This is a genomic window from Micrococcus sp. EWR3.9.1 (assembly GCF_052615555.1).
The window spans coordinates 18,625-39,992 of the sequence record NZ_JBQXFD010000007.1 but is presented as its reverse complement, the minus strand read 5'-3'; the positions used below and the strand labels follow the sequence as shown (position 1 = coordinate 39,992).

Sequence of the window (21,368 nt, the reverse complement as noted above, 5' to 3'; positions counted from 1 at the left end):
GTCGGCTCGCGTCGGCCCCGGATCCGCAGCAATCCCGTCCCAGGAGGACCCGTTGTCCACTCCCCCCGCTTCCGTGACCGCTCCCGTGCCCTCGGGCAAGAAGCTGGTCATCGTGGAGTCCCCGGCCAAGAGCAAGTCCATCGCGAAGTACCTCAACGCGGTGGGCGAGGGCTGGGTGGTGGACTCCTCCGTGGGGCACATCCGCGACCTGCCCAAGCCCTCGGACCTGCCGGCGGAGATGAAGAAGGGCCCGTTCGGCAAGTTCGCCGTGGACACGGAGCACGGCTTCACCCCGTACTACGTGGTGCACCCGGACAAGAAGAAGAAGGTCACCGAGCTCAAGCGCGAGCTCAAGGACGCCGAGGCCCTCTACCTCGCCACGGATGCGGACCGCGAGGGCGAGGCCATCGCCTGGCACCTGCTGGACACCCTCAAGCCCACGGTGCCGGTGTACCGCATGACCTTCGGCGAGATCACCCAGGAGGGCGTGCGCCGCGGTCTGGAGAACATCCGTGAGCTGGACACGGCCCTCGTGGACGCCCAGGAGACGCGCCGCATCCTCGACCGCCTGTTCGGCTACGAGCTCTCGCCGGTGCTCTGGCGCAAGGTCTCCCGCGGGCTCTCGGCGGGCCGCGTGCAGTCGGTGGCCACCCGCCTCGTCGTCGAGCGCGAGCGGGAGCGCATGGCCTTCGTCTCCGCCCACTACTGGGGCGTGGAGGGCACCTTCACGGTGGCCGAGGGCGCGCAGGCCGCGGACGCCGTGGGCAGCTCGTTCACGGCCCGCCTCAGCACGGTGGACGGCCAGCGCGTGGCCACGGGCCGCGACTTCGACGACGCCGGGCGGCTCAAGGCCTCCGCCGGCAAGAAGGTGACCCACCTGGACGAGGCCGGCGCCCGCTCGCTGGCCGAGGGTCTGCGCGGGGCGGACTTCACGGTCGACTCGGTGGAGGACAAGCCGTACACCCGCCGCCCGGCCGCCCCCTTCACCACCTCCACGCTGCAGCAGGAGGCCGCCCGCAAGCTCCGGATGAGCTCCCGCGTCTCCATGCAGGTGGCCCAGCGCCTGTACGAGAACGGCTACATCACGTACATGCGCACGGACTCGGTGAACCTCTCGCAGGAGGCCGTGCAGGCCGCCCGGCGCCAGGCCACCGAGCTCTACGGGGCGGACGCCGTGCCGGCCCAGCCGCGCGTCTACGCCAAGCGCAACGAGACCGCGCAGGAGGCCCACGAGGCCATCCGGCCCGCGGGGGACTCCTTCCGGACCCCGGCCCAGGTCAAGGCCGAGCTGCGCCCGGACGAGTTCCGCCTGTACGAGCTGATCTGGAAGCGCACCGTGGCCTCGCAGATGGCCGATGCCAAGGGCTACACCGCCACGCTGCGGCTCTCGGCCACCGCGCAGGACGGCCGCCTCGCGCAGTTCAGCGCCTCGGGCACCGTCATCACGTTCAAGGGCTTCCTCGACGCGTACGAGGAGGGCCGGGACGCCGAGGTCGACGGCGAGAACGCGGAGGCCAAGGACCGCCGCCTGCCGCAGGTGGCCCAGGGCGAGCGCCTCACCGGTGACCCGATCGAGGCCACCGGGCACGAGACCTCCCCGCCGGCCCGCTACACCGAGGCGTCGATCGTCGCCGAGCTGGAGCGCCGCGAGATCGGGCGTCCCTCCACGTACGCCCCGACGATCTCCACGATCATGGACCGCGGCTACGTGTCCAAGCGCGGCACCGCGCTCGTCCCGTCGTGGACCGCGTTCGCGGTGATCGGGCTGCTCGAGGACTACTTCGCGAAGTACGTGGACTACGACTTCACGGCCCGCATGGAGGACGACCTCGACCGGATCGCGGCGGGCGAGCTCGGCCGCGAGGCCTGGCTGCAGACCTTCTACTTCGGGGCCCCCGCCGCGGAGACGGAGAAGGGCGTCGAGGGCCTCAAGCACGTGGTGGACAACCTCGGCGAGATCGACGCGCGGGCCGTGAACTCGCTGCCGATCACCGAGGACATCACCCTGCGGGTGGGCCAGTACGGCCCGTACCTGGAGCGGTCGCTGCCGGCCGACGCGGAGGCGGGCGCCACCCCGCCGCGCGCCAACGTCCCCGAGGACCTGGCCCCGGACGAGCTCACCCCGGCCAAGGCCGAGGAGCTGTTCGCCACCGCCCAGCCCTCCGAGCGCGAGCTCGGCACGGACCCGGAGACGGGCCGGACCGTCGTCGCCAGGGACGGGCGCTACGGGCCCTACGTCACCGAGGTCATCCCGGAGATGACCGAGGAGGAGCTGCAGGCCTGGCTCGACGCCCAGCCCACCGAGTACTACAAGAACGGCAAGCCCAAGCCGAAGAAGAAGCCGGCCAAGGAGAAGCCCCGCACCGGCTCCCTCTTCAAGAGCATGTCCGTGGACACCGTGACCCTCGAGCAGGCGCTGCAGCTGATGTCCCTGCCGCGCGTCGTGGGCGCGGACGCCGAGGGCGAGGTCATCACCGCCCAGAACGGCCGCTTCGGGCCCTACCTGAAGAAGGGCTCGGACTCGCGCTCGCTCGAGTCCGAGGACCAGATCTTCAGCATCACGCAGGAGCAGGCCCTCGAGATCTACGCCCAGCCGAAGCAGCGTGGCCGCGGGGCCGCCAAGCCGCCGCTGGCCGAGTTCGGCGAGGACCCGGTCTCCGGCAAGAAGGTCACCGTGAAGGAGGGCCGCTTCGGCCCGTACGTCACGGACGGGGTCACCAACATCACCGTCCCGCGCGGCCGTCAGCCCGAGGAGCTCACGGCGGAGGAGGCCTACCAGCTGCTCGCGGACAAGCGTGCCAAGGGCCCGGCCACCCGCGGCGGTGCCAAGAAGCCGGCGGCCCGCAAGGCCCCGGCCAAGAAGACCACCGCGCGGAAGAAGGCCTGAGCGCCATGCGCCTCGGCGTCCTGGACATCGGGTCCAACACCGTCCACCTGCTGCTCGTGGACGCCCACCCGGGGGCCCGCCCCGTCGCCTACGCGGAGCACAAGCGCTCCCTTCCGCTGATCCGCTACCAGGACGCCGACGGGGCGATCACGGAGGAGGGACAGCGGGAGCTCGTGGACTTCGTCCGGGAGGCCGCCGCGTTCGCGGAGGAGCATCGGGCGGAGGACATGATCTCGTTCTGCACCTCGGCGATCCGCGAGTCCGCGAACGGCGCCGCCGTGCTGGCCCGCGTGCAGGCCGAGACCGGTGTGCACCTCTCCGAGCTCACGGGGGACCAGGAGTCGGCCATGACGTACTTCGCCGTGCGCCGCTGGCAGGGCTGGGGCGCCGGCTCCATCCTGAACTTCGACATCGGCGGCGGCTCCTTCGAGATCGCCTACGGCCAGGACGAGCTGCCCTCGCACGCCCTGTCCCTGCCGCTGGGCGCCGGCCGCCTCACCCGCGACTGGGTGCTCGAGGACCCGCCCAGCCCCAAGGCGGTGAAGAAGCTCCGCAAGCACGTGGAGAAGCGACTCGAGGAGGCGTATACGGCCTTCCCGCGCATCGAGTCGCCCGTGGTGGTCACCGCCACCTCGAAGACGTTCCGCTCCCTCGCCCGGATCACCGGGGCGGCGCCGTCGGCGGCGGGCCCCTTCGTGAAGCGGCACCTGCGCGCGGACGACCTGCACCTGTGGGTGAACCGCCTCGCGGCGATGACCGTCGCGGAGCGGGCGGAGCTGCCCGGCGTCTCGGACGTGCGCGCGCACCAGGTGTTCGCGGGGGCGATCGTCGCGCTGACGGCCATGCGCACGTTCGGCATCGCCCAGCTCGAGATCTGCCCGTGGGCGCTGCGCGAGGGCCTGATCCTCAACCGCCTCGACGCGCTCATGCTCGAGGGCCACCTCACCCGGGACGGCCGGCCCGGCGTCGGCCACGTGAACCTCAACCCGGACACCCTCCTGCCGGGACTGAGCCTGGGGGTGCGCTGACCATGCCGGACTCCACCGCGCACCTGGCCCCCGCGGCGCGCTTCGGAGCGGACATCCCCGTGACCCTGTCCTCCTCGTCCGTGTTCCCCCTGGGCACCCAGGACGTGTTCGCCACCGCCGAGGACCTCGGCTACGACGGCGTGGAGGTCATGGTCACGCACAACGCGTGGAGCCAGGACGCGCGGCGGCTGACGCGGCTGTCCGAGCGGCACGGGATGCCCATCGACTCCATCCACGCGCCCACCCTGCTGTTCACGCAGCAGGTCTGGGGCTCCGCGTGGTCCAAGATCCGCCGCTCCGTGGAGCTGGCGCAGGCCGTGGGCGCGGCCACCGTGGTCGCCCACCCGCCGTTCCGCTGGCAGGGCACGTACGCGGTGCGCTTCGCCGAGGGCATCCACGAGCTCATGGCGGAGACCGGCGTCGTGATCGCCGTGGAGAACATGTACCCGTGGCGGGCCTACGGCCGCAAGGCCAAGATGTACCTGCCGCACTGGAACCCGCTGCCCGAGCCGTACGAGCACATCTGCTGGGACTTCTCCCACGCGGCCATCGCGCGGGCGGACTCCCTGGCGGCCGTCCGCGAGCTCGGCCCGCGGCTGCGGCACGTCCACCTCACCGACGGCAACGACTCCGGCAAGGACGACCACCTGGTCCCCGGCGAGGGCACCCAGCCCGTGGCCGAGACCCTGCGCCACCTGGCGACCGCGGGCCTGGCCGGCACGGTGTGCGTGGAGGTGGGCACGCGCGGGGTGGAGTACGCGGGCCAGCGGGAGGAGATGCTCGCCGCCTCGCTCGCGTTCGCCCGCGAGCACCTGGCCGCCGGCGGGACCGACCACCACCACGACGGCGGCGTTCTGCGCCCGACCACGAAGGAGATGGACCGACCATGAAGCTGACCATCCTGGGCCTGGGCACCATGACCGGCGCGATCCTCGCCGGAGCCCTCGAGGCCGGCGCCGTGCGCGCCGAGGACGTCACCGCGACCACCCGCTCCGCCGCCTCCGCCGAGAAGGCCGCCGCGCAGCACGGCGTCACCGTGACCTCCCAGGAGCGGGACGAACGCGCCAACCATGCCGCGGTCGCTGAGGCGGACATCGTCCTGGTGGGCGTGAAGCCGAAGGACATGGTCGCCACCCTCACGGACCTGGCGCCGTCGCTGCGCCCCGAGACCGTGGTGGTGTCCGTGGCAGCCGGCGTCACCGCCGCGACCATGGCCGCCGTGCTGCCGGCGGGGCAGCCGATCGTGCGGACCATGCCGAACACGCCCCTGACGGTGGGCTCCGGCGTCGTGGGCGTGGCCCCCGGGCCGGGCGTCACCGAGGAGCAGACCACCGCCGTGCGCGCTCTCTTCGAGGGCTCCGGCCTGGTGGTGCCGGTGGCCGAGGAGCAGCTCTCCGCCGTGGTGGCGACCGCCGGCTCCGCCCCGGCCTACGTGTTTCTGCTGGCCGAGCTGATCGCCGCCCACGGTGCGGAGATGGGACTGGACGCCGCCTCCGCCGAGGCCATGGCCGCGGCCACCGTCAAGGGAGCCGGCATCATGCTCCAGCAGGAGGGGGCCAGGGCCGAGGCTCTGCGCAAGGCCGTGATGAGCCCGAACGGGACTACCGAGAAGGCCGTGGAGGCGTTCCTGGACGGCGGCATGGGCGACCTCGTGAACCGTGCCATGGACGCGGCCGCGCAGCGCGACAAGGAGATGGCCGAGGAGTTCGGGGCCTGACGGCGCGGGCATGCCTCAGGGCCGGGCCGCGAACCGGTCGATGAGGTCGGTGTGGCCAGAGACGATGAGGGTGTCGCGCGGGCCCACCCGGGTGTCCGGCTGGGCGTAGGTGAAGTCCTCGCCCGGGGTCTTCACGCCCACCACGGTCACGCCGTACTTGGAGCGCACCTTGGACTCGGCGAGCGTGAAGCCCACGCACTCGGCCGGCGGGTACATCTTCACGATCGCGAAGTCGTCGTCGAACTCGATGAAGTCGAGCATGCGCCCGTTCACGAGGTGGGCGGCGCGCACGCCGGCGTCGTGCTCCGGGAAGATCACGTGGTTCGCCCCGATCCGCTTGAGGATCGTGCCGTGCGCCTCGCTGATCGCCTTCACCCAGATGTGGGGGATCTCCAGGTCCACGAGGTTCACGGTGATCAGCACCGATGCCTCGATGGAGGTGCCCACGCCGACCACCGCCGTCGAGAAGTCCTGCGCACCGAGCTGGCGCAGGGCCTCGGAGTCGGTGGCGTCCGCCTCCACCACGTGGGTCAACGAGGGGGCGTAGCGCTGCACGAGGACGGGGTCCCGCTCGACGGCGAGCACCTCGCGGCCCTGTGCGACGAGCTCCTCGGCCGTGGCGGCGCCGAAGCGGCCCAGCCCCACGAGGAGCACGGGGGCGTTGGGATCGGTGCGCTGCGGGGTGTCAGCCAATGACCGGCCTCTCGACGGGGTAGCGGTAGAGCACGCGCCGCTGGCGCAGGGCCAGGGCGGCGGCGAACGTGATCGTACCAACGCGGCCCGCGAACATCATGGCCGTCAGGACGTACTTGCCGGCCGGTGGGCTCTCCGCGGAGACGCCCACGGAGAGCCCGCACGTGCCGAACGCGGAGATCACCTCGAACAGGGGCCGCTGGAGGGACTCGTCGGTGATGTGCACCAGCGCCAGAGTGGCCACGAGCACGAGGGTGGCCCCGAGTGCGAGCACCGCGATGGCCACGCGCAGGGACTCGGGGGCGATCGTGCGGCCGTGCGCCGTCACCTCGCGGTCGCCGCGCGCCTCCGCCACGATCGCGAGGAACATGATCGCCAGCGTGGTCACCTTGATGCCGCCCGCGGTGGAGGCGGACCCGCCGCCCACGAACATCAGCGCGTCCATGAGCAGCAGGGACTCGGGCTGGTGCGCGTTCGTGTCGTCGATCGCGAAGCCGCCGGAGCGGGTCATCACGGAACCGAAGAGCGAGTGCCCGACCCGCTGCCAGAAGCCCATCCCGGCCTGGGTCGCCGGGTTGCCCGCCTCGAAGAAGAAGAGGGCGACGGCGCCGAGCACCAGCAGCGCCAGCGTCACCTCGACCGTGAGCTTGGTGTGCAGGTTCCACTGCCGGAACCGCCACCCCTTCTCCAGCAGCACCATGACCACGGGGAAGCCGAGCGCACCGAGGAACACACCGACGCCGAGCACCGTGATGATCACCGGGTCGTGCATGATCTCCGGCAGGCCGTCCACGTGCAGGGTGAACCCCGCGTTGTTGAAGGCGCTGACCGAGTAGAAGACCCCGTGCCACAGGCCGGTGAGCCACGAGCCGGAGATGGCCGCGAACCGCGGCACGAGGACGAGCGCCAGCGCGGCCTCGGCGGTCAGCACCGTCACGACGACGACGCGCAGCAGCTGGCCGACCTCGCCGAGACTGCCGGAGGTCATGCCCGCCTGCTGCGTCGCCAGCTTCGACCTCAGGCCCAGATGCCGGGAGACGGCCAGCGTGAGCAGCGAGGCCATCGAGAGGATGCCCAGGCCGCCGATCTGGATGGCCACGAGGATGATCACCTGGCCCGCGGGGGACCAGTGCGCGGCCGTGTTGACGGTGGTCAGACCGGTCACGGAGAAGGCGGAGACCGCGGTGAACATGGCGTCGTGCAGGGGGGTGGCGTGGCCGTCCGCCGCGGCCCACGGCAGGGCGAGGAGCCCGGTGAACACCAGGGCCATGAGGGCGAAGGCGGAGAGGGCGGCGCGGGCCGGGGAGCCGCCCACCACCGAGCTGACGGCGCGGCCCGAGCGCCGCAGCACCGTGCGCAGGTCGGTCGAGGACTCCAGCGTGGAGGCCTGGCCGGGCCGGGGGAGGCCGCCGGGCCGGCGCACCCCGCCGTGTCGGCGGGCGTGCGGAGTCGGACGGGGACCTGCCACGGGGCACCTCCTGCACGGGGGACGGGAAACGGACCGGCTCCCAGTATCGCGCGCGCCGTGGCCCGCGCGTCACGCGGGCGAGACATCCGAGGCGATCGTCGCCACCGTGCCGCCCGGAGCCCTAGGCTGGACCGTGATGAGCACCACGTCCACCCCTCCCGCTCCCACCCCCGCTGCTGTGGTGTGGGACTCCAGCCTGCTCCGCTACCGGTTCAGCGCGGAGCACCCGATGGCGCCCCTGCGGCTGGATCTCACGCACCGGCTCGTGGAGGCGTTCGGCCTGCTGGACGCGCCCCACGTGCGGATCGTGGAGCCGCCCGTGGCCACGGACGAGCAGCTCGCCCTCGTCCACGACCCCGAGTACGTCGCCGCCGTCCGCCGGGCCGCGGCGACGTCGTCGGCCGAGGACGGCCGCTTCGGCCTGGGCACCGAGGACTGTCCCGTGTTCCCGGACCTGCACGAGTCCGCCGCCCGGATCGCGGGCGGCTCCCTCGTCGCCGCGGAGGCGATCTGGTCCGGCGAGGTGGACCGCGCCGTGAACTTCGCCGGCGGCATGCACCACGCCGCCCGGTCCTCGGCGTCCGGGTTCTGCATCTACAACGACTGCGCCGTGGCCATCCAGCGCCTGCTGGACCTCGGCGCGGAGCGCGTGGCCTACGTCGACGTGGACGCGCACCACGGCGACGGCACGCAGTCGATCTTCTACGACGACCCCCGCGTGCTCACCATCTCCCTGCACGAGACGGGCATCAGCCTGTTCCCGGGCACGGGCTTCGCCAACGAGATCGGCGGCTCGGCCGCCCAGGGCACGGCGGTGAACGTCGCGCTGCCCCCGCGCACCGGTGACGCCGGCTTCCTGCGCGCCGCCCACGCCGTGGTCCCGCCCCTGCTGGAGGCGTTCGCCCCGGACGTGCTGGTCAGCCAGCACGGCTGCGACGGCCACCTCACGGACCCGCTCGCCGACCTGCGGCTGAGCGTGGACGGCCAGCGCCAGCTCGCATTCGACGTCGGCGACTGGGCCGACCGGTTCGCGTACGGCCGGTGGCTGGCCACCGGGGGCGGCGGCTACAACCCGCTGCGGGTGGTGCCGCGCGCGTGGGCCCACCTGACCGCCGCCGTCCTGCAGACCCCGATCCCCGTGAGGAGCGAGATCCCCGCCGCCTGGATCGAGCACGTCCGGGCCCTCACCGCGGACGAGCTGACCGGGGACATGTCCGTGCACGAGGGGGACGACGCCGAGCGGATCCCCACCGTGATGGGCGAGGACGCGGACGTGTGGTGGCGCTCGTGGGAGGTGGGCTACGACCCGGCCGACCCGGTGGACCAGTCGATCATGGCCACGCGCCGCGAGGTGTTCCCGCTGCACGGGCTCGACCCCTGGTTCGACTGAGCCGGTCCCCGTCCCGGTTCGACCGGGGCCCGTGCGGCCGGTATTGTGGCCGAGAACGTTTCCAGGCGTTCCACATCCGGTGGAATGCGGGTCGGCGTGTCCGGCGCCCCGGATGCCTGCGGTCCCACGACCGCCGACCCTCGCCCCGATTCAAGGAGTCCCCATGGGATCTGTGATCAAGAAGCGCCGCAAGCGCATGTCGAAGAAGAAGCACCGCAAGCTGCTTCGCAAGACCCGTCACCAGCGTCGCAACAAGAAGTGACGCCCGCGCCCTCCGGGCGCTGACGAGACGAAGCCGCCGTCCCCTTCCGGGGGGACGGCGGCTTCGTCGTGGACGGCGATCCGTAGAGTGGGGGCCATGACCGCCGACCTGCCCGCCGCCACCGCCCGCGTCCAGCTGCTCGTGAAGCCCGGCTGTCACCTGTGCGCCGAGGCCGAGGCCACGGTGGTGCAGGTGTGCGACGCGCGGGGCGAGGCCTGGGAGGCCGTGGACGGGGCCGCGCACCCGGACCTGCTCGAGCGCTTCGTGGACGAGGTGCCCGTGCTCTTCGTGGACGGCGTCCAGCGCGACTTCTGGCGCGTGGACCCGGCCCGCCTGGGCCGGCTCCTGGACGCCCCGCGGGCCTGAGCGGGCTCAGCGGCGCGCGAAGCGCTGCCAGGTCTTCAGCCGCATGTACTCCGTGGCGTCCGGGCGGTAGGCGAGCACGATGCCGGCGACGCCGAGGCCCACCCACACGAGGTCCAGCGGGCTGAACGCCCCCATCACGGCGTTGGAGACCAGCACCAGCACGGACAGGGACGCCAGCACCGTTCCGACGATGCGCGCGGCGCGCGAGCCGCCGCGGATCGCGAACGCCACCCACAGGTAGACGAGGAACGCGAGCACGCCGAACACGGCCGCCGTCGTGGCGAGGGCCGGGAGCATCCCGTCCATCATGGTGCGCATCTGCTCCGCCTGGTCGGCGGGCAGATTCATCTGTTCGACGGACCGGTCCAGCTCCTGCTGGATCGCGACCTGGCCCTCCGGCTGGGTGATGGCGAAGGCCGCCAGCAGGGTCGTCGCCAGCAGCAGGAGGCCGCCCGAGACGATCAGCCAGAACGCGGCCGTCAGGGAGCGCGGCCGCGGGGGCAGCTCGACCGGGCCGGGAGACTGCCAGCCGGCGGGGCCGTGGGGGGAGGGGGCCTGGGGCATCCCCGCCTGGCCCGGGGCGCCGTACGGAGCCGCCGGCGGTGCGCCGTAGGGGTTCTGGCCGTACGGGCTCGCGCCCGCCGGGTCAGGGGAGCCCGGGGTCGGCCCCTGCGGGGCGGCGCCGTAGGGGTCGGTGCCGTACGGGTTCTGGCTGCCGTGGGGATCGGTGGGCGAGGTGCCGGACATGGGGCCTCCTAGCGACGCCGACGCTCGCGGCGTCTCGGTGCGGACGGGGGTGGCGGCGCGGTCGCGCCGAGCTGTGCCCCACGCTACCGCCGGAGCCACCGGCCCGCCTCTGCCAGACTGGCCCCATGCAGACGCTCGCCACCGTCCACCTGGTCCGCCACGGAGAAGTCCACAACCCCGACCGTGTCCTCTACGGCCGCCTGCCGGAGTTCGGGCTCTCGGAGCTCGGCCACGAGATGGCCCGGGGCGTGGCCGCGTGGTTCGCGGAGCGCGCCGCGCAGACCGGCCGGGCGCCCGCCGTCGTCGCCGCCTCCCCGCTGACCCGCGCGCAGCAGACCGCCGCGCCCCTCGCGGCCGCGTTCGACCTGCCGCTGGTCACCGAGCCCGACCTGATCGAGGCGGAGAACGCCTTCGAGGGCATGTCCCAGGTGGCGGCGTCGCTGAAGCGGAACCCGCGGCTGTGGCCCCGGCTGCGCAATCCCCTGCGCCCGTCCTGGGGCGAGCCGTACCGCGCGCAGGCCGCCCGGATGCTGGCCGTCGTCGACCGGCTCCGCGGCGAGGCCGTGGCCGCCGACGGGCCCGGCGCCGAGTCCGTGCTCGTCTCGCACCAGCTGCCGATCTGGGTGACGCGCCTGGCCGTCGAGGGCCGTCCGCTGTGGCACGACCCGCGCCGCCGCGAGTGCTCGCTGACCTCCGTGACCTCGCTCGTGTACGAGGAGGGGCGCGGGGTGCCGCGCGTCGAGTACCACGAGCCGAACCAGGCCCTGCTCAAGGACGCCTCCTCCCTGCCGGGCGCCTGAGACGGCCGGCGTCGACGACGCCGGCCGCAGCCTCCCACGGGGTGGGGGTGTGACGTCCAGGGTTCAGTCAGAATGCGGGGCGGACAGTAGACTCCCCAGGTACCCGGAATCCAGCCCCGCGCGTCCCCTGGAGGGCAGCCCGCCATGCAGACCCCCCGTCCGTCCCGTCGCACCGTGCTGACCGGCCTCTCGCTGCTCGGCCTCGCGCCCGTCCTCGCGGCGTGCTCGGGGGACGACTCGCTGACGCGGCAGGCCGGCAACGCGGACGGCAAGAACTACATCGCCGGCGACGGCTCCGTCCTGGAGATCGCCCCCGCCGAGCGCGGCGCCCCCGTGGAGTTCGCCGCCGAGCTCTTCGACGGCACCCCCGTGACCGGCGCGAGCCTGCGCGGCACCCCCGCCCTGCTGAACTTCTGGTACGCCGCCTGCGCGCCGTGCCGCGTCGAGGCCCCCCACCTCGTCTCCCTGCACGAGCAGTTCGCCCCGCAGGGGGTGCGGTTCCTCGGTGTGAACGTCCGGGACACCGTCACCACCGCGCAGGCCTTCGAGCGCACCTTCGAGATCCCCTACCCGTCCATCGAGGACGCCCGCGGGGAGGTGCTCCTGAACATGACCGACTACGTGCCCCCGCAGGCCGTGCCCTCCACCCTCGTCCTGGACGTCGAGGGCCGCGTGGCCGCCCGCGTGCTCGGCGCCGTGGAGGAGTCCACCCTGCGCGCCCTGCTCACCACCGTGGTGGACGAGGCCGCGGCCTGACCCGGCCGCCGTGTCCATGCAGAGCAACCCCTTCGCCGAGATCGCCCTCGACGGCTCCCTGCTGCTGGCCGCGCCGATCGCCGTGCTGGCCGGCCTGATCTCCTTCCTCTCCCCGTGCGTGCTGCCGCTCGTGCCCGGCTACCTCGGGTACGTCACCGGCCTCGGCGGGGACGTGCTCACCAGCCGCCGCCGCGGGCGCCTCGTGCTCGGCTCCGTGCTGTTCGTGCTCGGGTTCGCCGTGGTGTTCGTGGGCATCACCGTGGTGTTCACCCAGGCCATGGTGTGGCTGCAGCGCGACGGCCAGTGGGTCACCCGCGTGCTCGGCGTGCTCGTGGCGCTCATGGGTCTGGTGTTCATGGGCGGTGGCGGACGTCTCCAGCAGGAGCGCCGCCTCCACCTCAAGCCCGCCGCCGGCCTGGCCGGGGCGCCGCTGCTCGGCATGACCTTCGGCCTCGGGTGGGCCCCGTGCATCGGCCCGACCATGGCGGCCGTGCTCGCCATGTCCACTGCGGGCTCCGGCTCGCTCGGGCGCGGGGCGCTCCTGGCGTTCCTGTACTGCCTGGGCCTCGGCGTGCCGTTCGTGCTCATCGCCGTCGGCATGGAGCGCGGCATGCGGGCGGTCGGGTTCTTCACGCGGCACCGCGTGCTGATCATGCGGCTCGGCGGCGCCCTGCTGGTGCTGCTCGGCCTGCTCATGGTCACCGGCGTGTGGACGCACTGGACCACGCAGCTGCAGTTCTGGTTCGCCAACGAATGGAGGATGCCCCTGTGAGCTCGAAGGCCGACCGCGCCCGCTCGGAGGACGTCGCCCTCCCTCAGCTGGGCCTCACCGGGACCCTGCGCTGGATCTGGACCCAGCTGACCAGCATGAGCACCGCGCTCATGCTGCTGCTCCTGCTCGCCGTCGCCGCCGTGCCCGGCTCCCTCGTGCCCCAGCGCCGCGCCGGCCCCGAGATCGTGGACCAGTGGATCGCGGACCACCCCTTCTGGGGCCCCGTCCTGGACGCCCTGCAGTTCTTCGACGTCTACAACTCCGTCTGGTTCTCGGCCATCTACCTGCTGCTGTTCGTCTCCCTCGTGGGCTGCGTGTGGCCGCGCGCCATCCAGCACGCCAAGGCCCTGCGCCAGCCCCCGGCCCGCACCCCCCGCAACCTGACGCGCCTGCCGGCCTCCGGCGTCGTCGTCCTCGAGGAGGGCGGCCCGAGCCCCGAGGAGGCCGTGGCCAGAGCCCAGGCGTGGCTGCGCAAGCGCCGCTACCGCGTGGAGCACCGCCCCGAGGCCGGCGGCGCGTCCGTGGGCGCCGAGCGCGGATACCTGCGCGAGATCGGCAACATCCTGTTCCACGTCTCGCTGATCGGCGTGCTCGTGTTCATGGCCTACGGCGGCATGACCAAGTACGGCGGGCAGAAGATCATCGTGGAGGGCGAGGGCTTCGCCAACAACCTCGTGGCCTACGACTCCTTCACCCCCGGCACCTACTTCAGCGCGGACGACCTCCAGCCGTTCTCCCTCACCCTCGACTCCTTCGACGCCGTGTTCGACCGCGAGTCCGAGACCCACTACGGCCAGCCGCTGGACTACACCGCCGTCATGGACGTCCGCGAGGGCTCCGGCGGCGAGCTCCAGCGCCAGATCCTCAAGGTCAACCAGCCGCTGGACATCGACGGCGTGCGCGTCTACCTCGTGGGCAACGGCTACGCGCCCGTGGTGACCATCCGCGACGGCGCCGGGGACGTGGCCTTCCAGGGCCCCGTGGTCACCCGCGTGTTCGACCAGAACTACGGCTCGCAGGCCACCATCAAGGTCCCCGACGCGCGGCCGGACCAGCTGGGCTTCGTCGGCTTCTTCCTGCCCTCGGCGGTGGAGGACGAGGAAGGCGCCGCGTTCTCCGCGGACCCCGAGCTGCTCAACCCGGAGCTGCAGCTGAACTCATACTACGGGGACCTCGGCCTGGACACCGGCCGCCCGCAGAACGTGTACGTGCTGGACACCGCATCCCTCACCGAGCTCAACAGCCGCACCAACGAGAACGGCGGCATCGTGCTCAGCCCGGGCCAGACGTACGAGCTGCCCGAGGGCAAGGGCTCCATCAGCTTCGACGGCGTCCGCCGCTACGTCGGCCTGGACATCCACTACGACCCGGGCAAGTGGGGCGTCGGCGTGTTCGCCGGCACCGCCCTGCTCGGCCTGGCGATCAGTCTGTTCGTCCGCCGCCGCCGCGTGTGGGTGCGTGCCCGCACCGACGACGACGGCCGCACCCGCGTGGAGTACGCGCTGCTCGCCCGCGGCGAGGAGTTCGGTCTCCACGAGGAGCACGTGGCCCTGCGCGCCGCCATGGAGAAGTGGTGGCCCATCGTCGCCGCCACCGAGACGGCCGACGACGCCGCGGCCGGTGCCGCCCCCCAGTCCACCCCCACCGCCCCCGAGACCCCCGCCGGCCCCGCCGACGCCCGATCAGGAGACTGACAGTGTTCAACCCCACGGCCCCCGTGAACGAGCAGCTGGCGCTGTACAGCGACCTCTTCATGCTCATCGCCGCGCTCGTGTACGCGGCGGCGTTCATCCTGTTCACCATCGACATGGCCACCGCCTCGGCCACCATCCGCCGCCTCGAGGCCGACCTCGCGGCGCAGCGCGGGCAGGTGCGCACCGCTCCCGCCCGCGAGACCGTGGGGGCCGCCGTCGGCGGGTCCACGGCGGTCGGTGCGAGCGACTCCGACACGGCCCGGCCGGTCGCCGCCGCCGAGCGCGGCGTCGACGCGGACGCCGACCTCGTGGACGAGGACATGGACTACACGGGAGGCGGCCGCCGCCCGATCGCCAACGTGGCGGTGGCCGTGCTGGCCGTGGGCTGGGCGCTGCACGCGTTCGCCGTCGTCGCCCGCGGCCTCGCCGCCTCCCGCGTGCCGTGGGGCAACCTGTACGAGTTCATGACCACCGGCGCGCTCGTGATCACGACCGTCTACCTGCTGTTCCTCTTCCGCAAGGATCTGCGCTTCGTGGGCACGTTCGTCACCGGTCTCGTGGTGGCCATGATGTGCGCGGCCACCATGGGCTTCCCGACGCCGGTGGGCCACCTCCAGCCGCCGCTGCAGTCCCCGTGGCTCGTCATCCACGTGTCCATCGCCGTGCTCGCCAGCTCGCTGTTCGCGCTGACCGCCGCGATGTCCGTGCTACAGCTGCTGCAGGACCGCGCGGAGAAGCGCGCCGCGGCGGGCGAGCGCTCGTGGGCGTTCCTGCGCCTCGTGCCGGCCGCGCAGGGGCTCGAGAACTGGTCCTACCGTCTCAACGCGATCGCCTTCGTGATGTGGACGTTCACCGTGATCGCCGGCGCCATCTGGGCCGAGGCCGCGTGGGGCCGGTACTGGAACTGGGACACCAAGGAGGTCTGGTCCTTCGTGATCTGGGTGGTCTATGCGGCGTACCTGCACGCCCGCGCCACCCGCGGCTGGACCGGCGCCCGCGCGGCCTGGCTGAGCATCGTGGGCTTCCTGTGCATCGTGTTCAACTACACGATCGTCAACACGTACTTCCCGGGCCTGCACTCGTACGCGGGCCTGCCCGGCTGAGTCCGGCGGGCCCCTCAGGCGCGCGGCCCGTCGCCGTCCGGGTCGGCGTCGTCGTCGCCCTGCTCCCGACGACGGCGCAGCTCCTCCTCGCGGGCGCGCAGCTCGGCCTCGCGGCGGTCCAGGTCCTGCTCACGGGCGTCCTGGCGGCGCTGCACGCGCAGGCTGCGCAGGAACGCCTCGTCGTCGTCCGGGGCTCCGGAGGGCCGGGGTGCGGCCCGTCCGCCCGCGCCGGCCGGGCGGGCGCGCCCGAGCAGCAGCCACAGCAGCGGCCCCACGAGCGGCACGAGCACGATGACCGCCACCCACGCCGTCTTCGGCAGGCTGCGCACCTCGCGGGCGGGGGTCAGCAGCGCCTCGAACAGCGCGTAGAGGGTCAGTCCGGCGAGGATGATCGCGGCGGGGATGATGAAACGGCCCATCCTTCCAGTCTAGGCGCGGGCTGGGGGGTCGGCGGGCGGGGCGTCCGTCCTCGTAGGATGGACCGGTGCGCATCTTCTTCTACGGTCTGGTCCGCGTGGTCGTCTTCGTCGCCCTGTGGGCGCTGTTCTACTACGTGATGGACCTCGGGATGATCTTCGGGGTGATCGCGGCCACGATCCTGACGTTCGCGGTCAGCTACCTCTTCCTCGGCCGCCTGCGCACGGGGGCCACCGAGGACCTGTCCGCCGCGTGGGAGGGCCGCCCGGGCCGCCGGGGCCGCACCGAGACCGCCGACGCGGACGCCGAGGACGCCTACACCGAGGGCCGGTTCCGCGAGTGAGCCCCGCGGGGCGACGGGGCGGATGCCGCCGCCGTCGTCATCCCGTGCGGCTCAGAGCAGCGCGCCGAGGGTGAACGTGATCGCGTAGACGATCCCGATCACGCCGGTCGCGCGCAGCACCGGGATCAGCGCCCGGCGGTCGTCGGCGCGCAGCACCGTGCGGATCGGCCGGATCGCGAGCAGGCCGCCGATCGGCACGAGCAGCAGCCCCGGGTGCACCGCCACCCAGAACAGCGGCAGCAGCAGGGCGACGGCCAGCATGACGCCGTAGGACGCCCGCGCGGGTCCGTCGCCCAGGCGGGCGGCCAGCGTCATCTTCCCGACCTCGCGGTCCGTGGGGATGTCCCGGATGTTGTTGGCCATGAGCAGGGCCGTGGAGATCAGCCCACAGCCGATCGCGCCGGCCCAGGCCAGGCCGCTGACGGCGTCGGCCTGGGTGTACGTGGTGCCGAGGACGGCCACCAGCCCGAAGAACACGAACACGAACACCTCGCCGAGGCCGAGGTACCCGTACGGCCGCTTCCCGCCGGTGTAGAACCACGCGGCCAGCACGCAGGCGACGCCGACCAGCAGGAACCACCAGTGCCCCGAGAGCAAGATGAGTCCCAGGCCGGCCAGTCCGGCGAGGCCGAAGGACGCGAAGGCCGCCTGCTTCACCTGGGCCGCGGGCACGAGCCCGGAGACGGTGAGCCGGAAGGGGCCCACGCGCTCGTCGTCGGTGCCGCGGATGCCGTCCGAGTAGTCGTTGGCGTAGTTCACGCCGATCTGCAGCGCGAGCGACACCACGAGGGCCAGCAGCGCCGCGCCGAGGTGGAAGGAGCCGAGCTCCGCGGCGGCGGCCGAACCGACGATCACGGGGGCGATCGCCATGGGCAGCGTGCGCAGGCGCGCGGCGGCGACCCACTGGGAGAGCGTGGCGGCCATGGGCGGGGGTTCCTCCTGGGGAGCGGGGTGGGCAGCGGCGCGCGGCGGGCCGGGTCGACGGCGGCGCGCGGCCGGGGCCCGACGTCGGCCGGGCCCGGGTCATTCTCCCACGCGGGCGGGGCGGCGCTCAGCCGGCGGTGAACCGGGCGGCCAGGGCCTGCCGGTCGGTCTTGCCGGTGGAGAGCAGGGGCAGGGCGTCGAGGACGAGCCACGTCTTGGGCACCGCGGCCGCACCCAGCGCCTCGCGCACGTGGGCGCGCAGGACGGCCTCGTCGGGGGCCGCGGCCGGGTGGGCGGGCACGACGGCGGCGCACAGCCGGGCGCCCCACTCGGGATCCGGCACGCCGGCCACGTGGGCCGCCGCGACGCCCGGGTGCGCCTCGAGCACCGCGGTCACCGCCGCCGCGGACACCTTCACCCCGCCCGTGATGACGACGTCGTCCAGGCGACCGGTCACGGCCAGCCGCACGCCGCCGTCGTCGGTGGGGGAGAGCACGCCCGTGTCCTCGGTCAGGAAGGCGCGGGCGCCGTCCGCGGCAGCGACGAAGTGGGCGGCGGTGCGGGCGGGGTCGTCGAGGTAGCCGGCCGCCACCATGGGCCCGGCCAGGCGCACGCGCGGCGGGGCGTCGGGGTCGTCCGGGGCCACCGCGGCGGTGACGCCGGGCAGCGGCACGCCGTCGTAGACGCAGCCGCCGCACGTCTCGGCCATGCCGTAGGTGGCGGTGAGGCGCACCCCCGCCGCCTCGGCCGCGGCCCGCAGCGCGGGATCGAGCCGGGCGCCGCCCACGAGCACGCGGTCGAAGGAGCGCAGGGCCGCCCGCCCGGCCGGGTCGGCGTCGGCCGCGAGGAGGCGCGCGAGCTGGGTGGGGACGAGCGAGACGAGCCGGGGGCCGGCGTCGTCGGGCAGGGCGGCCGCCCCGGTGGCGAACGCCGCGGGCGTGAACGGGCCCGGGGGCAGGGCCACGGGTGCGGTCCCGGCCGCGATCGAGCGGGAGAGCACGGCGAGCCCGGCCACGTAGTGCACGCCGAGGGCCAGTAGCCACGCCCCCTCGCCGCCGAGCCGCCGGGCCGTGGCCGCGGCCGAGGCGCGCAGGGCCGCGCCGGTCAGGACGATCTGCTTCGGCGTGCCCGTGGACCCGGAGGTGCGCACCACGGCAACGGCGTCCGGGTCCCCGCAGCGGCGCGGGTCGCGGGCCTCGGGCCGGAGGAGCGCGGCGCCGTCGGCGGTCAGCTCGACGGGGGCGCCGCCGTCGAAGGCCGCCGCGAGGGCGTCCGTGGCGCGGGCGAGGGCATCGGCGGTGGCGGGCATGGCCCCGAGTGTAGGAGGCCCGACGGTCGGACGGACCCGCCCGGCGGACCGGATCCGCCCGGCCGGTCAGAGCATGAACGGCACGGTGGCGATCTTGACCACCATGATCAGCGCGAACAGCTGGGCGTACCCCTCGGTCACGCGGGCGTCGGTGGACCGGGAGAGCGCGTAGTCCAGGATCGCCGGCTGGCCCGTGATGCCCGCCAGCGCCCCGTAGGTGCGATCCACGGACTGCCCCAGCAGCCGTGCCGCGGCGATGAGCAGGGCCGCGGTCAGCGCGGTGAGCACGGCGGACATCAGGATGGCCAGCCCGCCGACCCGGGTGAACACCGTCTCGATGAACGCCGGGCCGGCGGCCAGGCCCACCACGCCCAGGAAGAGCATGAGGCCGAACTGCCGCAGCGTCAGCGCGATCTCCGTGGACGGCTCCCACACCGTGGGTCCCGTTCGGCCGATCGCACCGAGGGCGAGGCCGACGAGGATGCACCCGGCCGCCGGGCCGAGGGAGAAGGAGGCCCCGCCCGGAAGCGGGATCGTCACCATGCCCAGCAGGTAGCCCAGCGCCATGCCCGTGCCCAGGGAGATCCAGTCCAGGTTCGAGAGCCCCCGGGTCGAGTTGCCGAAGAAGTCGCGCACCGCCTCCATCCGCGGCGCGGTGGTCACGATGAGCACCCGGTCGCCGACCTTGAGCTCGGTCTGCGGGGTGGCCAGCGACTCGACGTCGTCGCGCCGCAGCCGGGCGACGTCGGTGCCGAAGCGCTCGCGCAGGGACAGCGTGCCCAGGCGGCGATCGGCCAGGGCGCGGGCGGTGACGATGACCATGGAGGTCTGCAGCGGGTTCATCACCCGCGCCGGGTCGGCGCCGGTGCGGCGGCCGAAGGCCTCCACGGCCGCGTCGATGTTCTTCTCCGTGCCGTCCAGGACGACCTCGTCCCCGGGTTCGATCCGGTCGGCGGAGCCGGCGATCCGGGCCACGCCGCCGTGGCGCAGCGCCACCACGCGCACCAGCCCCTCGGAGATCCCGGGGATCTCCCGCACGGCGAGCGCGGAGGTGGCGACCGCAGCGGTGAAGCGCAGCTTGCCGTCGGTCACCGGCGCCGGATCGCGTGGGGAACTGCTCCACGGGCGGGCGGCGAGCAGGGTGATCGCGATGATGGTGCCGACCACGCCCACCAGGTAGGACAGCCCGTAGCCCACGGCCGGGGCCTGCCCGCCGGTGAGCTGGTTCGCCAGCGCCATCGCCGGCGTCGCGGTGAGCGAACCCGTCCACACGCCGATCGCCGTCGGCAGGTCCAGGTTGAGCAGCGCGGCCAGCGGGTGCACCGTGAAGGCGGTGAGGATCACCACGACGACGGCGGCCAGCATCAGGGGCAGGTTGCGGCGCAGGTCCCGGAAGAACACCTTGCCGGCGCCGAGCCCGATCAGGTAGGCGAACAGGGCCAGGCCGAAGCTCTGGAACAGGGCCAGCCGGTCGCCGACGTCGGGCAGCACCGCCCCGACGAGCAGGCCCACGAACAGTGCTCCCGAGGCGCCGAGGCGGATCTTGCCCAGGGGGATGGTGCCGACGGCGGCGCCCAGGGCGACCGTGGCCATGAGGACGAGGATGGGCTGGTCGTTGAGCAGTGCGAGCATGGGCGGGTCTCCGTCCTGCCGTGGTGGTCGGTCAGAAGTGGTACGGGAAGGCGGACCAGTCCGGGTCGCGCTTCTGCAGGAACGCGTCCCGGCCCTCCACGGCCTCGTCCGTCATGTAGGCCATGCGCGTGGCCTCGCCGGCGAAGACCTGCTGGCCGGCCATGCCGTCGTCGGGAAGGTTGAACGCGAACTTGAGCATGCGCAGGGCCTGCGGGGACTGACGGTTGATGTCCGCGGCGTACTCGAGGGCGACCTCCTCGAGGCGCTCGTGGTCCACGGCCTCGTTCACCGCGCCCATGGCCACCATCTCCTCGGCCGAGTACTCGCGGGCGGTGAAGAAGATCTCGCGGGCGCGCTTCTGGCCCACCTGCCGGGCGAGCAGGGCCGAGCCGTAGCCGGCGTCGAAGGAGCCCACGGTGGCGTCCGTCTGCTTGAACTTCCCGTGCTCGCGGGAGGCGAGGGTGAGGTCCGCGACCACGTGGAGCGAGTGGCCGCCGCCGGCCGCCCAGCCGTTCACGACGGCGATGATCGCCTTGGGGGAGGTGCGCATCAGGCGCTGGACCTCGAGGATGTGGAGGCGTCCGGCGCGGGCCGGGTCGATGGTCTCGGCCGTCTCCCCCTCGGCGTAGCGGTAGCCGTCGCGGCCGCGGATGCGCTGGTCCCCGCCGGAGCAGAACGCGTGGCCGCCGTCCTTGGGGGAGGGGCCGTTGCCGGTGAGCAGCACCGTGCCCACGTCCGGGGTCATGCGCGCATGGTCGAGGGCGCGGTAGAGCTCGTCCACGGTGCCGGGCCGGAACGCGTTGCGGACCTCGGGGCGGTCGAAGGCGATGCGCACCGTGGGCAGGTCGCGCACCCAGCGGCCGTCGGCGTCGCGCTCCACCTGGCGGTGGTAGGTCAGGTCCTCGAAGTCGAAGCCCTCGACCACGCGCCAGCGCGTGGGGTCGAAGATGTCGGAGACCTGCTCGGGCAGGCGGTCGCGGTCCAGGCGGTGCTGCTCGCTCATGCCCAGAACAGTACCGGCGGCCCGCCACCCCGCGCCTTCGTTCGGGAAACGGGAGCC

The 21,368-nt window shown here is 73.4% G+C and carries 21 protein-coding genes; 13 read left to right on the top strand and 8 right to left on the bottom strand.

Features of this window, described 5'->3' with window-relative positions:
• Window positions 1-52 precede the first annotated feature (52 nt).
• From topA to proC, 4 genes are read left to right on the top strand one after another with little or no spacing between them, the layout of a single operon-like run.
• Entirely contained in the window at window positions 53-2,887 is a 2,835-nt protein-coding gene (topA, locus tag ACUJ8O_RS06205; protein WP_371510319.1) for a type I DNA topoisomerase, read from the top strand.
• A gap of 5 nt (window positions 2,888-2,892) precedes the next feature.
• Window positions 2,893-3,915, top strand: a complete 1,023-nt coding sequence (locus ACUJ8O_RS06200) for a Ppx/GppA phosphatase family protein (RefSeq protein WP_036341216.1) — start codon at window positions 2,893-2,895, stop codon at window positions 3,913-3,915.
• A gap of 2 nt (window positions 3,916-3,917) precedes the next feature.
• Window positions 3,918-4,805 (top strand): sugar phosphate isomerase/epimerase family protein, encoded by an 888-nt coding sequence (locus ACUJ8O_RS06195; RefSeq protein WP_036341218.1) that lies wholly within the window; start codon window positions 3,918-3,920, stop codon window positions 4,803-4,805.
• Window positions 4,802-5,632 carry a pyrroline-5-carboxylate reductase gene (gene proC, locus ACUJ8O_RS06190; protein ID WP_036317279.1) on the top strand — a complete coding sequence of 277 codons (831 nt, stop codon included), beginning with the start codon at window positions 4,802-4,804 and terminating at the stop codon, window positions 5,630-5,632. The genes ACUJ8O_RS06195 and proC overlap by 4 nt, the downstream gene beginning before the upstream one ends.
• A 15-nt stretch (window positions 5,633-5,647) precedes the next feature.
• Here proC and ACUJ8O_RS06185 read toward each other — a convergent pair whose 3' ends face one another.
• Both ACUJ8O_RS06185 and ACUJ8O_RS06180 read right to left on the bottom strand, forming a co-directional pair.
• Window positions 5,648-6,325, bottom strand: a complete 678-nt coding sequence (locus ACUJ8O_RS06185) for a potassium channel family protein (protein ID WP_152743364.1) — start codon at window positions 6,323-6,325, stop codon at window positions 5,648-5,650.
• A complete protein-coding gene (locus ACUJ8O_RS06180; RefSeq protein ID WP_095346276.1) occupies window positions 6,318-7,793 on the bottom strand; it encodes a TrkH family potassium uptake protein in 1,476 nt (491 codons plus the stop codon). The genes ACUJ8O_RS06185 and ACUJ8O_RS06180 overlap by 8 nt, the downstream gene beginning before the upstream one ends.
• Window positions 7,794-7,929: 136 nt before the next feature.
• On the opposite strand from ACUJ8O_RS06180, the gene ACUJ8O_RS06175 reads away from it, so the two are divergent.
• From ACUJ8O_RS06175 to ACUJ8O_RS06165, 3 genes are all read left to right on the top strand, one after another.
• Window positions 7,930-9,183, top strand: a complete 1,254-nt coding sequence (locus ACUJ8O_RS06175; protein ID WP_063189786.1) for an acetoin utilization protein AcuC — start codon at window positions 7,930-7,932, stop codon at window positions 9,181-9,183.
• 163 nt (window positions 9,184-9,346) lie between these two features.
• A complete protein-coding gene (locus tag ACUJ8O_RS06170) occupies window positions 9,347-9,445 on the top strand; it encodes a 30S ribosomal protein bS22 (protein ID WP_005504750.1) in 99 nt (32 codons plus the stop codon).
• Window positions 9,446-9,541: 96 nt separating this feature from the next.
• Window positions 9,542-9,811: a glutaredoxin family protein gene (locus ACUJ8O_RS06165; protein ID WP_063189784.1), complete on the top strand. Its 270-nt coding sequence runs from the start codon at window positions 9,542-9,544 to the stop codon at window positions 9,809-9,811.
• Between the two features lie 6 nt (window positions 9,812-9,817).
• On the opposite strand, the gene ACUJ8O_RS06160 is transcribed toward ACUJ8O_RS06165, so the two are convergent.
• Entirely contained in the window at window positions 9,818-10,558 is a 741-nt protein-coding gene (locus ACUJ8O_RS06160; protein ID WP_063189782.1) for a hypothetical protein, read from the bottom strand.
• Window positions 10,559-10,683: 125 nt separating this feature from the next.
• Between ACUJ8O_RS06160 and ACUJ8O_RS06155 the strand changes: the two genes are divergently transcribed.
• The 5 genes from ACUJ8O_RS06155 to ccsB all read left to right on the top strand — a co-directional run bounded on the left by ACUJ8O_RS06155 (window position 10,684) and on the right by ccsB (window position 15,683).
• On the top strand, window positions 10,684-11,358 hold the full coding sequence (locus tag ACUJ8O_RS06155; RefSeq protein WP_036336891.1) for a histidine phosphatase family protein: 675 nt from the start codon (window positions 10,684-10,686) through the stop codon (window positions 11,356-11,358).
• 144 nt (window positions 11,359-11,502) lie between these two features.
• A complete protein-coding gene (locus ACUJ8O_RS06150) occupies window positions 11,503-12,114 on the top strand; it encodes a TlpA family protein disulfide reductase (RefSeq protein WP_036336892.1) in 612 nt (203 codons plus the stop codon).
• 16 nt (window positions 12,115-12,130) lie between these two features.
• Window positions 12,131-12,886: a cytochrome c biogenesis CcdA family protein gene (locus ACUJ8O_RS06145; RefSeq protein ID WP_445373240.1), complete on the top strand. Its 756-nt coding sequence runs from the start codon at window positions 12,131-12,133 to the stop codon at window positions 12,884-12,886.
• Complete coding sequence (resB, locus tag ACUJ8O_RS06140) at window positions 12,883-14,580, top strand: cytochrome c biogenesis protein ResB (RefSeq protein ID WP_041104033.1); 1,698 nt, start codon at window positions 12,883-12,885, stop codon at window positions 14,578-14,580. Before ACUJ8O_RS06145 ends, resB begins: the two co-directional genes overlap by 4 nt.
• A 2-nt stretch (window positions 14,581-14,582) precedes the next feature.
• Window positions 14,583-15,683, top strand: a complete 1,101-nt coding sequence (gene ccsB / locus ACUJ8O_RS06135; RefSeq protein WP_445373239.1) for a c-type cytochrome biogenesis protein CcsB — start codon at window positions 14,583-14,585, stop codon at window positions 15,681-15,683.
• A 14-nt stretch (window positions 15,684-15,697) separates the two neighbouring features.
• On the opposite strand, the gene ACUJ8O_RS06130 is transcribed toward ccsB, so the two are convergent.
• The gene (locus tag ACUJ8O_RS06130; RefSeq protein WP_036381004.1) at window positions 15,698-16,102 is read right to left on the bottom strand and encodes a PLDc N-terminal domain-containing protein; all 405 of its coding nucleotides are present in this window, start codon (window positions 16,100-16,102) and stop codon (window positions 15,698-15,700) included.
• A 65-nt stretch (window positions 16,103-16,167) separates the two neighbouring features.
• Here ACUJ8O_RS06130 and ACUJ8O_RS06125 point away from each other — a divergent pair, with 65 nt between their 5' ends.
• Window positions 16,168-16,443, top strand: coding sequence for a DUF4229 domain-containing protein (locus ACUJ8O_RS06125; RefSeq protein ID WP_010080315.1), 276 nt, complete (start codon window positions 16,168-16,170; stop codon window positions 16,441-16,443).
• 51 nt (window positions 16,444-16,494) lie between these two features.
• Here the strand turns inward: ACUJ8O_RS06125 and ACUJ8O_RS06120 are convergent, their stop codons facing one another.
• From ACUJ8O_RS06120 to ACUJ8O_RS06105, 4 genes are all read right to left on the bottom strand, one after another.
• A complete protein-coding gene (locus tag ACUJ8O_RS06120; RefSeq protein WP_010080316.1) occupies window positions 16,495-17,367 on the bottom strand; it encodes a 1,4-dihydroxy-2-naphthoate polyprenyltransferase in 873 nt (290 codons plus the stop codon).
• Window positions 17,368-17,494: 127 nt separating this feature from the next.
• Window positions 17,495-18,676, bottom strand: a complete 1,182-nt coding sequence (locus ACUJ8O_RS06115; protein WP_445373238.1) for an AMP-binding protein — start codon at window positions 18,674-18,676, stop codon at window positions 17,495-17,497.
• A gap of 66 nt (window positions 18,677-18,742) precedes the next feature.
• Entirely contained in the window at window positions 18,743-20,308 is a 1,566-nt protein-coding gene (locus tag ACUJ8O_RS06110; RefSeq protein WP_049147935.1) for an aspartate:alanine exchanger family transporter, read from the bottom strand.
• A gap of 31 nt (window positions 20,309-20,339) precedes the next feature.
• Entirely contained in the window at window positions 20,340-21,311 is a 972-nt protein-coding gene (locus ACUJ8O_RS06105; protein WP_445373237.1) for a 1,4-dihydroxy-2-naphthoyl-CoA synthase, read from the bottom strand.
• Window positions 21,312-21,368 lie beyond the last annotated feature (57 nt).

Coding starts and splice junctions, on each gene's coding strand:
- ACUJ8O_RS06120 (WP_010080316.1), bottom strand. CDS start 17,367: ATGGCCGCCACGCTCTCCCAGTGGGTCGCCGCCGCGCGCCTGCGCACG.
- ACUJ8O_RS06155 (WP_036336891.1), top strand. CDS start 10,684: ATGCAGACGCTCGCCACCGTCCACCTGGTCCGCCACGGAGAAGTCCAC.
- ACUJ8O_RS06170 (WP_005504750.1), top strand. CDS start 9,347: ATGGGATCTGTGATCAAGAAGCGCCGCAAGCGCATGTCGAAGAAGAAG.
- ACUJ8O_RS06145 (WP_445373240.1), top strand. CDS start 12,131: ATGCAGAGCAACCCCTTCGCCGAGATCGCCCTCGACGGCTCCCTGCTG.
- ACUJ8O_RS06195 (WP_036341218.1), top strand. CDS start 3,918: ATGCCGGACTCCACCGCGCACCTGGCCCCCGCGGCGCGCTTCGGAGCG.
- ACUJ8O_RS06150 (WP_036336892.1), top strand. CDS start 11,503: ATGCAGACCCCCCGTCCGTCCCGTCGCACCGTGCTGACCGGCCTCTCG.
- ACUJ8O_RS06160 (WP_063189782.1), bottom strand. CDS start 10,558: ATGTCCGGCACCTCGCCCACCGATCCCCACGGCAGCCAGAACCCGTAC.
- ACUJ8O_RS06105 (WP_445373237.1), bottom strand. CDS start 21,311: ATGAGCGAGCAGCACCGCCTGGACCGCGACCGCCTGCCCGAGCAGGTC.
- ACUJ8O_RS06200 (WP_036341216.1), top strand. CDS start 2,893: ATGCGCCTCGGCGTCCTGGACATCGGGTCCAACACCGTCCACCTGCTG.
- ACUJ8O_RS06110 (WP_049147935.1), bottom strand. CDS start 20,308: ATGCTCGCACTGCTCAACGACCAGCCCATCCTCGTCCTCATGGCCACG.
- ACUJ8O_RS06165 (WP_063189784.1), top strand. CDS start 9,542: ATGACCGCCGACCTGCCCGCCGCCACCGCCCGCGTCCAGCTGCTCGTG.
- proC (WP_036317279.1), top strand. CDS start 4,802: ATGAAGCTGACCATCCTGGGCCTGGGCACCATGACCGGCGCGATCCTC.
- ACUJ8O_RS06130 (WP_036381004.1), bottom strand. CDS start 16,102: ATGGGCCGTTTCATCATCCCCGCCGCGATCATCCTCGCCGGACTGACC.
- ACUJ8O_RS06175 (WP_063189786.1), top strand. CDS start 7,930: ATGAGCACCACGTCCACCCCTCCCGCTCCCACCCCCGCTGCTGTGGTG.
- ACUJ8O_RS06115 (WP_445373238.1), bottom strand. CDS start 18,676: ATGCCCGCCACCGCCGATGCCCTCGCCCGCGCCACGGACGCCCTCGCG.